Consider the following 12,528-nt stretch of genomic DNA (forward strand, 5'->3'; position numbering starts at 1 on the left):
CGTGCCTGCGCGGCGAATCTCGACGCCCGGCTTCGCGCCCGGCCGGAGGTAGGTCCCTTGTCCCGCCCGCCGAGGCACCGTGCCTATTTTGCCGCCGGATTGATGATTGCGGGACTGATCATCGTCGCCGCTGCCTTGGGCTGCGGCCGCCGGGGCGATCCGGTGCCGTCGAGCCGCAGGCTGCCAGCCGCCCCCCCCGGCGTGCGCCTGTCGGCGCCCGCCGGGGTGCTCCGGGTCTCCTGGGACCGGCCCCGCCGCGACGCGGTGGGACGGCCCCTGTCGGGCGTGGGCGGGTACCTGGTGCTCCGGGCTGCCTGGCCGCCGGGCCAGGACGCCTGCGCCGGCTGCCCCGAGGACGCCAGGGTCGTGGCCCGGGTCGACCCGTTGGCCCGCCGGGCCCGGGGGCTCCCGACCGAGGCCTGGGAGGACCCAGACACCCGGGCCGGGTGGACCTACCGGTACCGGGTGCGGGCCCTGGACCCCGAGGGCCGGCCCGGCGCGGTGTCCGGCCCGGCCGACATCACCTGGGTTCCGCTGGCCCCCCCCGCCGCGGAGACCCGGCCCGGTGACGGCAGGGTGCTCGTGCGGCTCACGCCCGCTCCCTGGCCCGAGGGGATCGAACCCCTGGAGCTCAGGGTGTACGACCGAGCCGGCCGCCTCCTGGCCCGGGCGCCGGCCTCCGGGGCCGGGGTGACGGTGGAGGGGCTCGAGAACGGAACCGCGTACCCGGCCGAGGCCCGGGTGGCCGGCCGCACGGGCGAGGGGTGGGAGGTGGAGAGCCCGGGCACGCCGGTGACCCTGGCCCCGGTGGACACGACCCCGCCGGTGGTCCCGGCCACGGTGACCGCGTTCGCCGAGGACCGGGGGGTGCTCCTGGCGTGGGTTCCGGAGGGCCCAGAGCCCTACGCCCGGGTGTGGGTGTTCCGCCGGGCCCCGGGGGAGGAGCCCCGCCAGATCGCCGAGCTCCCGGGAAGCCGGCTGCGGTTTCGGGACGTCTCGGCCGTGCCGGGAACCCTTTACACCTATTGGATCGTGGTGGAGGATGCGGCAGGCAACCGGAGCCTCCCCTCCCGGGAGGTCGTCGTGCGGGTGAGGGAACCATGAAGACCGCCATCATCGGCGCCGGGGCCATGGGCTGCCTGTTCGGGGCGCACCTGGCCCGGGCCGGCGTGGACGTGACCCTGATCGACATCGACGCGGACGAGGTGGCCACCCTGCGCGCCCGGGGGGTGCGGCTGCACCAGGACGGCCGGGTCTCCGACGTGGCCGTGGCCGCCCTCACCGACCCTGCCGAGGCCGGCCCGGCCGACCTGGTGATCGTATTCGTGAAGGCCCACCAGACCCGGTCGGTGCTGCCGGGGCTGCCCCCCCTGCTGGGCCCGGAGACCCGGGTGCTGACCCTGCAGAACGGCCTGGGAGCGGCCGACGTGCTCGCCGAGGCCGTGCCCCCGGACCGGCTCTTGGTGGGGGTCACGGCCCAGGGCGCCACCCAGCTGGGCCGCGGCGAGGTCCGCCACGGCGGCCGGGGGGAGACGCTGCTCGGGCCCTACCGCCCGGGCCCGGACCGGTTCGCCCAGCGGGCGGCCGCCATGCTCACGGGCGCCGGGCTTCCGGCACGGGCCGTGGCCGACCCGTGGCCCCCGGTGTGGAAGAAGCTGGCCGTGAACTGCGCCATCAACCCGGTCACGGCGCTCACCGGCATCCGCAACGGGCCGGTGGCCGCGTGGGACCCGGCCCGGGAGCTCGCCGCCGACGCCGCCCGGGAGGCCGCGGCCGTGGCCCGGGCCGAGGGGGTGGACCTGGGCGACCCGGAGGACCTGGTGGGGTTCGTGACCGCCGTGGCCCGGGCCACGGCCGAGAACCGATCCAGCATGGGCCAGGACGTGGACCGCCGGGCCCCCACCGAGATCGAGTTCATCTGCGGGGCCGTGGTCCGCCGGGGTGAGGCCCGGGGGGTGCCCACCCCGGTGAACCGGACGCTTTGGCGGTTGATCCGAACCCTGGAACTCGGATACCGTACGGCCGCCCCGATTCCGGAGGACGCCCATGGCCAAGTTCACGATTCCTGAGATCCGGGACCGCAAGCGCCGGGGACCGCCCCTGGTGATGATCACGGCCTACGACTACCCCACGGCTCGCATCGTGGACCAGGCCGGCGTGGATCTGATCCTGGTGGGCGACAGCCTGGGCATGGTGTGCCTGGGCTACCCCGACACCGTGCCGGTGACCCTGGACGAGATGATCCACCACACCGCGGCCGTGGCCCGAGGGGCCGAGCGGGCCCTGGTGGTGGGCGACCTGCCGTTCCTGACCTACCAGGTGAGCCCCCAGCAGGCCGTGGAGAGCGCCGGCCGGCTGGTCAAGGAGGCCCGGGCCGACTGCGTGAAGCTGGAGGGGGGCCGGACCCAGGCCGACAAGATCGAGGCGATCGTCACGGCCGGCATCCCGGTCATGGCCCACATCGGGCTCACCCCCCAGACCGCCACCCAGCTCGGCGGCTTCAAGGTCCAGGGCCGGGACGCCGAGGCGGCCCGGGCCCTCATGGAGGACGCCAAGGCGGTGGAGGCGGCAGGGGCGTTCGCGGTGGTGCTGGAGTGCGTGCCCACCAAGCTGGCGACCCGCATCTCCCAGGGCCTCTCGATTCCCACCATCGGCATCGGCGCGGGCCCGCGGTGCGACGGCCAGGTGCTGGTTCTCCACGACCTGGTCGGCCTGTTCGACCGGTTCGTGCCGAAGTTCGTCAAACGCTACGCCGATCTGGGGGCCGAGATGCGCCGGGCGGTCGAGACCTACTGTACCGAGGTGCGCGAAGGCGCGTTCCCGGGGCCGGAGCACGGCTTCGGGGAGGAGTCGTAGAGAGTTTCCTGATCCCACGAGGAGGTGTGTGCCATGCGCAAGACGTTGCTGGGAACCGTTGCGATCGTGTCGCTCCTGCTGGCGGGGCTGGCGTTCGCCCAGAACATCGAGGTGTTCTCCATGGGCGAGTCGGTGACCGTGGGCAAGCTGGTCTACCAGGTGAACAAGGCCTGGTGGGAGAAGACCCCGGACGGCTCGGACCAGTACCTGGGCGTGGCCGTGACCGTCACCAACAAGGGGTCCACTCGGGTCCAGCTTCCGCCGTTCCAGCTCATCGACGCCAACGGTCGGCCCCACGAGGTGAACTTCTCCAAGATCGTGTGGCCGAAGATGGCGCTGAACGCGGGCGAGACCCTGAGCGGAAAGCTCTACTTCCACCTACCCGAGGGCGAGGGGTTCCGGATGGTGGTCTCGGGCGGCTACGACGAGGGGGAGTTCGCCTACGTGGAGATCAACGAGGTCAACTGATCCCCGGACGAACGCACGAAGCACCAAGCGGGGGATGCGCCGCAAGCGCGCCCCCCGCTTTTTCGTGCATCCGCCAAGCCTAGGCTTCCCGGTAACTTCGGTCGTTGGTCGTCATTCGTCATTCGTCGGTCGTCGGTCGTCGGTCTCCTGGCCCCCAGGGCAAGTGGCTCTCGCCAACCCGGCGGCGGGGGCCTGGTGGAGCACCCGCCTAACGGGCCGGGCCACCCGGAAGTTCCCTAGTTTCTAGTCTCTAGTTTCTAGTCTCTAGTCTCTGGCCGGCCGGAACCAGGCCCCATGCCCCGCCGCCGACAACGGCCCGGACCAACGCACGTTACCCTTCTCCGTTGTAGGGTCGCGCAGCGGCCCCGGGGGACCCCATCTTCGCCAATGCGCCGCCTCGCAGGCTACCGGCCCTGTCCTCCGTCCTCTGTCCTCCGACCCCCGGCCCCTGCCGAGCGGTCCGCGGCCCGGGCCACCTCGGCGAGGGCCTCCCGCAGCCCCGGGGTGGGCACGAAGGCGCACCCCTCGGCCGGGCTCACCCGCCAGCCCTTGCGTTCCCGCACGATCTCGATCCAGAGCTGCTGGTCCAGGTTCGGCTCCACGATCACCGCCCGCACCATGGCCCGCTGCCGCACGGGATCGTACACCACGTCCTTGAACGCCACCGTGGCCTCGCCCCGCACGGTCCGGGGCGCGAACCCCGCCGGGTCGAACCCGCTCACCGGATACCGGATCACCTCCACCTCCTCGGGCACCGGCACCTCGGGGTGCCGCACCTTCACCAGCCGGATCTCGTGGAACCGCTCCTGGCCGCCATCCACCCACTTCTCCTCGAACCGGGTCCCGAACCCCGGCCGGATCTCCCGCCGCTCGGCCCGCAGCGGACCGCCTCGGGCCTGCTCGCAGATCCAGTCCGCATAGGGCCCGTGGTCGGTGACCAGGTACACCTCGCCCCCGTCCCGGAGCCGGGACGCGACCAGGTCCTGGAAGGCCCTTCCGAAAAGACGCCGGCCCTCGTGCCGGTCCTTGGGCCAAGGGTCCAGGAACAGGGCCACCACCCGGTCCACCGACCGGGGCGCAGCCACCCGGTGGAGCACGAACCGGGCGTCGGCCAGCACGCCCCGCACGTTCGCACACCCCGCCCGGGCGGCCCGCTCCAGGGCCCGGGCCAGCCGACCCCACTGGAGCTCCAGGCCCAGGTAGTTCCGGTCCGGGTGGGCGGCCGCCTCCCGGACCAGGCGCTCCCCCGTGCCCGGGCCGATCTCGATCTCCACCGGGCCGGGCCGGCCGAACAGGGCCGCCCAGTCCTGGGGCCGGCCCAGCCGCCACCACGGCACGAACCCCTCGGGCACCGGGAAGAACGTGCGCCGGCTGCCTCCCACGTCAGCCGGCTCCCTTCAGGGCCTGGGGGGAGAAGGTCTCACCGGTGTCGCTCGGCAGCTCGAAGGGGGGCAGCGGGTCGCCGGGTTTCAGCATGGCGAGGCTCCTATGGATCGGCTCGGGAAGACGCGCATCATACCCCAGCCGGATCGTCCGGCCCAAGACGCTTGAGGAAGCCCGGGCGCTCGTGGTACAGGATGCGGCCTTTCGGGGGAACTTCGTCCCCGGCCTGCGGTCGACGGTCTTCGGTCCCTGGCAGGGCAAGAGGGTCTCCCCAGCCCGGGCCGCCCGGCGCCAAGGGAGCGGCTTCGGCGCGTGAGGGCACGCGCCGAAGCGGGCCGAAGGCCCCAGACCAACGACCGTAGACCGACGACCGAATTACATGAAGGACCTCTCCATGCGATCCTACGAGTCCCGATACCGCGACCTCACCCCCCGTTCCTCGGCCCTGGACGAGCGGGCCCGGGGCCTGCTGCCCGGGGGCATCAGCCACAACCTGCGGCGGTTCGACCCGTACCCCCTGTACGCGGCCCGGGCCGAGGGGGCCCGGGTGCTCGACCCCGACGGCAACTCGTACCTGGACCTGTGGATGGGCCACTACGCCCTCGTGTTCGGCCACGCCTTCCCCCCCGTGCGCCGGGCCGTGGAGCAGGTGCTGGCCGGGGGATGGCACTTCGGCATGCCGGTGGAGGCCGAGGTGGTGCTGGCCGAGCGGCTGCGCCGCGCCGTGCCGGCCATGGAGAAGATGCGGTTCTGCACCAGCGGCACCGAGGCCACCATGTACGCGGTGCGCCTGGCCCGGGGGTTCACCCGGAAGCCCTGGGTGCTCAAGGCGGCCGGGGGGTGGCACGGCGCCAGCACCGATCTGTCGTTCGCGGTGAAGCCACCGTTCCGGGGCGCCGAGGGCCCGGGCCTGCTGCCGCCCCGGGAGCAGGGGGTGGACCTGATCGCGTTCAACGACGTGGAGGCCACCGAGCGGGTCGTGGAGGCCCACCGGGGAGGGATCGCCGGCATCATCGTGGAGCCCATGCTGGGCTCGGGCGGGTTCCTGCCGGCCGACCCGGCTTACCTGCGATACCTGCGGGAGGTGTGCGACCGCGAAGGGGCGGTGCTCATCTTCGACGAGATCATCACCGGGTTCCGGTTCCGATACGGAACCCTGGCCGACGCCTACGGGGTCCGACCCGATCTGACTACCCTGGGGAAGATCGTGGGCGGGGGGTTCCCCCTGGGCGTGTACGGGGGCCGACGCGAGGTCATGGACGCGGCCGACCCCCTCCAGGCCAAGGCGCCGGACCGGCCGGTGTTGGTGGGCGGGGGCACGTTCAGCTGCCACCCGGTGACCCTGGCCGCGGCCCTGGCCACCCTGGAGGCCCTGGAGGCGTCCCGGGCCGAGCTGTACCCGGCTCTTGAGGCCCGGGGCGAACGCCTGCGCCGAGGGGTCGAGGAGCGGTTCGCGGCCGCGGGCGTGCCGGCCGCCTGCACCGGCCGGGCGAGCCTGTTCATGACCCATCTGCTGCGGGGCGGCGACCGGGACCTGCGCACGCCGGCCGACCTGGCGGCCAAGACCTTCTCGGCCGCCAAGGACCGGGAGCTTCGGCTAGCGCTCCTCGCCCACGGGGTGTTCGCCGTGCACGGCGGGGGGGCGCTCTCGGCCGCCCACGGCGAGCCCGAACTCCAAGTCCTGCTCGAAGCCTACGCCCGCGCCGCCGAGGACCTGGCCCGGGAGGGGTTCGAGCAGGGCTGAGATCCCCGGCCCGCGCGCCGCCGCACAAACGAAGGCCCCCGACGCCGGGGGCCTTCGTCGCTGTCACGGCCTACAGTCCCAGAGCCATAGAGCGCCCCGCGGGCGCAGGACTCTCCATCATCCGGGACGACCGATGGGGGTGGATCTTCGCAACACCGGTGGGCCAAACGCCCGGTGTTCGGCGCGCACGGCGCGCCCTATGGGGTTGCCCGGATTGACGGAAAGCGGAGAGGCTGGCATATATTTTGGTATATACCAGCTTCGGGCGCGGAGGATCCCCATGCAAACGGCAAAGCTGTTCCGAAACGGGCGGAGTCAGGCGGTTCGGCTGCCGAAGGCGTTCCGGTTCGCCGGGGAGGAGGTGTTCATCAAGAAGGTGGGGGGAGTGGTGTTGCTCATCCCCAAGGGCGATCCCTGGGGCGAGCTGGTGGGGAGCCTCGATGGGTTCACAGAGGACTTTATGGAGACCCGGCACCAGCCGGATCAGCCCGACCGGGAACCCCTGTGATCCGGTATCTGCTCGACACGAACATCTGCATCTACGTCATCCGGGAGAAGCCCGAGGGGGTCATACGGCGGTTTCGCCGGCTGCCCGTTTCGAGCGTGGCGATCTCCTCGATCACGTTGAGTGAACTCGAATACGGCGTCGAGAAGAGCTCCCGGCCGGTTCAAAACCGATTCGCCTTGCTCCGGTTCCTGGCCCCCCTGGAGATCCTGCCGTACGGCGCCGACGCGGCCCGCGTCTACGGCCGCATCCGGGCGCACTTGGAGCGGCAGGGCACGCCCATCGGCGCGCTCGACACCCTGATCGCGGCTCAGGCCCTCTCGGCTGGCTGCGCGCTGGTGACGAACAACGAACGGGAGTTCCGCCGGGTGCCGGGCCTCCGGGTGGAGAACTGGGCGGCTTAGCGCCGCTCCACCCGCCGGAACCCGCCGGCCTCGATCACCGCAACGCCCGGCTCCAGGGCGGCGTCCAGCAGAAGGTTCAGGCCCAGGTTGTCCGAGGCGATGTGGCCGGCCAGCACCACGTTGAGGTGGTGCTTCTTGGCCTCCTCCACGTGCTCCTTGGAGAGGTGCATGCCCACGATGGTGGACACCTCGGTGGCCTGGGCGAACTTCTGGTACATCTCCTTGGCCCCCTCGGTGCCCCCGGTCATGTCCACGAAGATCTTCCCGGCCCGCGCCTTCTTGTCACCGGCCACGATCACCGGGCCGGCCTGGTCCCGTCGGGCCTCCTGGTACTCGGGGATGGCATGGAGCAGGTCGAGCACGTCCCCCAGGGTGCGGGGCTGCTCCCGGTCGAAGAGCTCCGTCAGGAACGTGGCCACGCAGTTGTCGGCCGGGGTGTGCACGCACACCAGGGGCACGTCCAGGAGCCGGGCCGCGTCCACCGCGCGCTGGTGGTTCACGGGCTGGATCCGCTCCGACACCTCCCGCAGCCGGGGACCCAGGATCCCCTCGGCCTGGCCCACGGGCACCCCCAGCCCGGCGTGGATGCCGGCCTGGATCCGCATGACCTCCGGGAGCTGGGCCAGGGCGTGGCCCCGGGGATGGTGGGCCACCACGGCGTCCACCGGCCGGCCCTTCTCCCGGAGCCGGTCGGCCAGCAGGATCTCGTCGCCCTCCACGTCCACGGCCACCATCACGGCCCGGAGCTCGGCGGCCGGGTCGCCGTGGAGGATCCGGGTGTCGGCGTAGGGGTTTTCGAGGCGCTCCCGGTCGAAGAACTCCCGGTCCTTCTCCGGAAGCTCCTCCCACTCCTTGGCCGCGGCCCTGAGGTCGGCCTCGGCCTCGGCCCGGCCCCGGGGGTCCTGGTCCATCCCCTTCTCCACGGCCCTGCGGTACAGGTCTACGAGCGTCATGGGTTCGTCCCTCCGCGTAACGGGTTCGGCGAGAAGCTCGCCGCCAGTATGCCTGGTCCGGCACCTCGGACAAAAGGCCCCATTCGGGTGGGTTTCTTGACCGACCCCGGGGCGTCTCCTAGAATTTGGGCCCTCGGCCCGTTGGGCGGCCGGGCAGCTTGGCTGCCCCTGGCTCCCGGCCTTGCGCGGGCGCGGCGCCCCTGCCCGGGCCTTGCGGCCCGGGATCGCGACCGCATGGCCGGTCCTACACACAGGGGCTTGAGGGGGCTTTCGAGGGTTTCTCTGTCGGGCGCGGGGTTTCGCGCCCCTTCCGGGAACGGCTCCATGCGCATCGTGCTCGCCCTCCTTCTCTCGATCCTTCTCGCCGCTCCGGCCGGGGCGACGGACCGGATCCGGGTGGTCACCACCCTGCCCGACCTGGCCGACTGGGTGCGGGAGATCGGTGGCGACCGGGTGGAGGTCCGCTCCCTGCTCACGGGCCTCGAAACCCCCCACACCTACGAGCCCCGGGTGTCCGACGTGAAGGCCGTGGCCGGGAGCCGGGTGCTCGTGATGGTGGGCCTGGGGCTCGAGGAGTGGGTGAAGGGGCTGGTGCAGAACGCGAGGAACAGCGAGCTGATCCTGGTGGAGGCGGCCCGGGGGGTGCCGACGATCCAGGGGGACGACCACGACGGCGGGGCGGGCAACCCCCACGTCTGGCTCGACCCGGCCCGGGCCGAGACCATGTGCCGGAACATCGCCCGGGCCCTCGAGAGGGCCGACCCGTTCGCCGGCGACTACTACGAGGTCCGCTTCCAGGCCTACCGGGACCGGCTCCGGCAGACCGCCGAACGGATCCGGGCCCGGGTGGCGGGCCTTCCGGACCGGCGGTTCCTGGCCTACCACCCGGCCTGGCCCTACTTTGCCGAGGGGCTGGGGTTCGAGCTGGTGGGCACGGTGGTCGAGCAGCCGGGCCGTCAGCCCTCGGCCCGGGCCCTGGCACGGCTGATCGACCGGATCCGCTCCGAAGGCATCCGGGTGCTCGTGACCGAGCCGCAGCTTCCCTCCAAGCTCCCGGAACTCCTCCACCAGGAGACCGGGATCCGGGTGGTCACGCTGAGCCCGTTGCTGGGGGCCTCGCCCGCCCAAACCTACCTGGAGCTCCTGGAGCGCAACGCCCAGACCCTGATCGAGGCGCTCGCCGAGGAGCCGCCGTGACCTACCTGCCCTCGGCTCCGGACCCGGCCGTCCGGTTCGAGCGGGCCACCGTGGCCTACGACGGCACCCCCGCCCTGGAGGAGGTCACCCTGGAGATCCCCGCCGGCGCCCTGGTGGGCGTGATCGGGCCCAACGGGTCGGGCAAGACCACGTTCCTCAAGGCGATCCTCGGCCTCGTCCCCCCGGTCCAGGGACGGATCTTCGTGGGGGAGGAGTGCTGCCATCACCTCAAGCGGATCCGCCGGGAGATCGGGTACGTGCCCCAGGCCTCGCGGGTGGACCCCAACGCGCCGTTCCGGGTCCTGGACGTGGTGCTGATGGGCCTCTACCCGGGGCTCGGGCCCCTGCGCCGGCCGGGCCGGGAGGGGCGGCGCAAGGCCCTGGCCGCCCTGGAGGCGGTGGGCATGGAGGGGTTCGCCCTCCGGCCGGCCGGCCAGCTCTCGGGCGGGCAGCTCCAGCGGGTGGCCATCGCCCGGGCCCTGGTTCGCGACCCCCGCATCCTGCTGCTGGACGAGCCGTTCACGGGCCTCGACGTCCGGAGCCAGCACGCCGTGCTGGACCTGGTGGTGCGCACCCACCGGCAGCGCCGGCTGACCACCGTGCTCGTCACCCACGACGTGAACCTAGTGTACCCCCACCTGGACCGGGTGCTCGCCCTGAACCGGCGGGTGTACGCCTACGGCCCCCCGCAAGAGGCCCTGGTGCGGGAGACCCTGGAGCGAATGTACGGCGCCGAGGTGCAGGTGCACGAGGCCGGCGGCCGGCCGTTCGTGTTCGCCGGGGACCACCACCATGGGTGAGATGTTCTCCTACGCCTTCGTCCAGCGGGCCCTGCTGGCGAGCCTGCTGGTGGGCACGGCCTGCTCCCTGGTGGGGGTGTTCGTGGTGCTCCGGGGCCTGGCGTTCATCGGCGCGGGCATCGCCCACGCCGCGTTCGGGGGGGTGGCCCTGGGGTTTCTGCTGGGGTGGAACCCGCTCGTGACGGCCGTGGGGTTCTGCGTGGCCACGGCCGGCGCCATCCACGCCACCAGCCAGGCGGGCCGGATCCGCATGGACGCCTCGATCGGCATCTTCTACGCCCTGACCATGGCCCTGGGCATCCTGTTCGTGGGGCTCATGAAGACCTACGACGCCCGGCTCTACGGGTACCTGTTCGGCAACATCCTGTCGGTCACGGCCACGGACCTGCGGATCATCGCGGCCCTGACCCTGGCGGTGGCCGCCACCGTGATCGTGTTCTTCAAGGAGTTCCAGCTGCTGTCGTTCGACCCCGAGGTGGCCGAGGCCCTGGGGCTCCCGGCCGGGCGGTACTCGTTCGTGATGCTCGTGCTCGTGAGCCTGACCATCGTGCTCAGCCTGGACGCGGTGGGCATCCTGCTGGTGTTCGCGCTGATCGTCACCCCGGCCTCGGCCGCCTACCAGCTCACCTACGACTACCGGGCGCTGTTCGTGCTCTCGGTCCTGTTCGGAAACCTTTCGTGCTTCCTGGGGCTGGTGCTCTCGTACGGGCTCGACGTGCCCAGCGGGGCCACCATCGTGCTCACCGCCACGGGGCTCTTTTTCGTGTGCCTGGCCCTCTCGCCCAAACGCCGGGGAGGACGCCCATGACCCTCACCGACCGCGCCTGGTCCGAGCTCCAAAGGATCTTCCCCCCCGACCGGGTCAGCCGGGGCCCGTCGGTGCTGGACCTGCACAGCCGGGACGAGTCGTTCCACGAGCCCTGCCGGCCCGAGGCCGTGGCCTGGCCCACCACCACCGACGAGGTACGCCGGGCCGTGGCGTGGGCCGGGGAGCACGCCGTGCCGGTGACCCCCTGGGGCGCCGGCACCAGCATCGAGGGCAACCCCATCCCGGTCCGGGGCGGCCTGGTGCTCGACTTCGCCCAGATGAACCGGATCCTGGAGGTGCGGCCCGAGGACTTCCTGGTCACGGTGGAGCCGGGGGTGCTCTACACCGACCTGAACGTGGAGCTGAACCGCCGGCGCACCGGCCTGTTCTTCCCCCCGGACCCGGGGGCAGCGGCCAGCGTGGGCGGCATGGTGGCCAACAACGCCTCGGGCATCCGCACCGTGCGCTACGGGCCCACCCGCCGGTTCGTGAAGCGCCTGGAGGTGGTGCTGGCCGACGGCCGGGCGGTGGAGGTCGGGACGCTCGCGCCCAAGACCTCGTCGGGGCTCGACCTGGTGGGGCTGTGGGTGGGCAGCGAGGGGACCCTGGGGGTGTTCACCCGGATCGTGCTGGAGCTCGCGCCCCTGCCCCCCGAGGTGCTCACGGCCCTGGTGCCGTTCGCCGACGCCGAGCCGGCCACCCGGGCCGTGGCCCAGATCATGGGCTCGGGCCTGGGGGTGGCCGCCTGTGAGTTCCTGGACCGCCACACCGTGCGGGTGGTGGAGCGGGCCGCCCGGCTGGGGCTGCCGGACCGGCCGATCCTGTTCCTGGAGTTCCACGGCACGAGCCGCCCGGGGCTGGAGGCCGACGCCCGGCTCGTGGAGGAGATCTGCCGGGTCGAGGGGGCCGAGTCGTTCGAGGCCGGTGTGGGCGCCGACGAGCGCGCCCGGCTGTGGGAGGCCCGGCACCGGGCCTACCGGACGATCCGAGAGGCCCACGTGGGCGAAGGGATCCTGATCGTGGACGCGGCCGTGCCCCGGAGCCGGTACCCCGAGCTGGCGGCCCGGGCCCGGCAGATCCTGGACCGCCGGGGGCTCACCGGGTACATCTTCGGCCACGCCGGCGACGGGAACCTGCACTGCCTGATCCTGGGCCGCATGGGGGACGAGGCGCTGTGGGCCTCGATCCACGAGGCCAACGCCGAGATCGTGGAGACCGCCCTGACCCTAGGGGGCACGGCCACGGGCGAGCACGGGGTCGGCCTGGGCAAGCGTCGGTTCCAACGCCGGGAGCACGGGACCGGTCTCGACCTGATGGCCGAGGTGAAGCGGCTCCTGGATCCCCAGGGGATCCTGAACCCCGGCAAGATCTTCCCCGAGGACTGATACCGGGGTTCGTTCCCCCTGGGAC

General features: G+C 72.6%; 13 protein-coding genes. 11 read left to right on the plus strand and 2 right to left on the minus strand.

Going from position 1 to position 12,528, the window contains the following annotated elements:
• The first annotated feature begins 102 nt into the window (after positions 1-102).
• From DEFCA_RS0113550 to DEFCA_RS0113565, 4 genes are read left to right on the plus strand one after another with little or no spacing between them, the layout of a single operon-like run.
• A complete protein-coding gene (locus tag DEFCA_RS0113550) occupies positions 103-1,104 on the plus strand; it encodes a fibronectin type III domain-containing protein (RefSeq protein ID WP_169709583.1) in 1,002 nt (333 codons plus the stop codon).
• Positions 1,101-2,069, plus strand: coding sequence for a ketopantoate reductase family protein (locus DEFCA_RS0113555; protein WP_025323561.1), 969 nt, complete (start codon positions 1,101-1,103; stop codon positions 2,067-2,069). Before DEFCA_RS0113550 ends, DEFCA_RS0113555 begins: the two co-directional genes overlap by 4 nt.
• On the plus strand, positions 2,047-2,856 hold the full coding sequence (panB, locus tag DEFCA_RS0113560) for a 3-methyl-2-oxobutanoate hydroxymethyltransferase (RefSeq protein WP_029734083.1): 810 nt from the start codon (positions 2,047-2,049) through the stop codon (positions 2,854-2,856). Before DEFCA_RS0113555 ends, panB begins: the two co-directional genes overlap by 23 nt.
• Before the next feature lie 33 nt (positions 2,857-2,889).
• On the plus strand, positions 2,890-3,324 hold the full coding sequence (locus tag DEFCA_RS0113565; RefSeq protein ID WP_025323562.1) for a DUF4352 domain-containing protein: 435 nt from the start codon (positions 2,890-2,892) through the stop codon (positions 3,322-3,324).
• A 404-nt stretch (positions 3,325-3,728) separates the two neighbouring features.
• On the opposite strand, the gene trmB is transcribed toward DEFCA_RS0113565, so the two are convergent.
• Positions 3,729-4,706 (minus strand): tRNA (guanine(46)-N(7))-methyltransferase TrmB, encoded by a 978-nt coding sequence (trmB, locus tag DEFCA_RS20840; RefSeq protein ID WP_025323563.1) that lies wholly within the window; start codon positions 4,704-4,706, stop codon positions 3,729-3,731.
• A gap of 395 nt (positions 4,707-5,101) precedes the next feature.
• Between trmB and DEFCA_RS0113580 the strand changes: the two genes are divergently transcribed.
• The 3 genes from DEFCA_RS0113580 (at position 5,102) to vapC (ending at position 7,360) form a co-directional block, all read left to right on the plus strand.
• Positions 5,102-6,451: an aspartate aminotransferase family protein gene (locus DEFCA_RS0113580; RefSeq protein ID WP_029734085.1), complete on the plus strand. Its 1,350-nt coding sequence runs from the start codon at positions 5,102-5,104 to the stop codon at positions 6,449-6,451.
• A gap of 280 nt (positions 6,452-6,731) precedes the next feature.
• Entirely contained in the window at positions 6,732-6,959 is a 228-nt protein-coding gene (gene vapB, locus DEFCA_RS0113585) for a type II toxin-antitoxin system antitoxin VapB (protein ID WP_025323565.1), read from the plus strand.
• Positions 6,959-7,360: a type II toxin-antitoxin system tRNA(fMet)-specific endonuclease VapC gene (vapC, locus tag DEFCA_RS0113590; RefSeq protein ID WP_025323566.1), complete on the plus strand. Its 402-nt coding sequence runs from the start codon at positions 6,959-6,961 to the stop codon at positions 7,358-7,360. The genes vapB and vapC overlap by 1 nt, the downstream gene beginning before the upstream one ends.
• Here the strand turns inward: vapC and DEFCA_RS0113595 are convergent.
• A complete protein-coding gene (locus DEFCA_RS0113595; protein ID WP_025323567.1) occupies positions 7,357-8,313 on the minus strand; it encodes an NGG1p interacting factor 3 protein, NIF3 in 957 nt (318 codons plus the stop codon). The two genes, vapC and DEFCA_RS0113595, sit on opposite strands and share 4 nt — an antisense overlap.
• A 324-nt stretch (positions 8,314-8,637) precedes the next feature.
• On the opposite strand from DEFCA_RS0113595, the gene DEFCA_RS19625 reads away from it, so the two are divergent.
• Genes DEFCA_RS19625 through DEFCA_RS0113615 form a run of 4 tightly spaced genes read left to right on the plus strand, consistent with a single transcriptional unit; the run spans position 8,638 to position 12,503 of the window.
• A complete protein-coding gene (locus tag DEFCA_RS19625; RefSeq protein WP_025323568.1) occupies positions 8,638-9,510 on the plus strand; it encodes a metal ABC transporter substrate-binding protein in 873 nt (290 codons plus the stop codon).
• Positions 9,507-10,310: a metal ABC transporter ATP-binding protein gene (locus tag DEFCA_RS24295; protein WP_025323569.1), complete on the plus strand. Its 804-nt coding sequence runs from the start codon at positions 9,507-9,509 to the stop codon at positions 10,308-10,310. The genes DEFCA_RS19625 and DEFCA_RS24295 overlap by 4 nt, the downstream gene beginning before the upstream one ends.
• Complete coding sequence (locus DEFCA_RS0113610) at positions 10,303-11,118, plus strand: metal ABC transporter permease (protein WP_025323570.1); 816 nt, start codon at positions 10,303-10,305, stop codon at positions 11,116-11,118. The genes DEFCA_RS24295 and DEFCA_RS0113610 overlap by 8 nt, the downstream gene beginning before the upstream one ends.
• The gene (locus DEFCA_RS0113615; RefSeq protein ID WP_025323571.1) at positions 11,115-12,503 is read left to right on the plus strand and encodes an FAD-binding oxidoreductase; all 1,389 of its coding nucleotides are present in this window, start codon (positions 11,115-11,117) and stop codon (positions 12,501-12,503) included. The genes DEFCA_RS0113610 and DEFCA_RS0113615 overlap by 4 nt, the downstream gene beginning before the upstream one ends.
• Positions 12,504-12,528 lie beyond the last annotated feature (25 nt).

It is taken from the genome of Deferrisoma camini S3R1, from assembly GCF_000526155.1.
Classification (GTDB): Bacteria; Desulfobacterota; Deferrisomatia; order Deferrisomatales; family Deferrisomataceae; genus Deferrisoma; species Deferrisoma camini.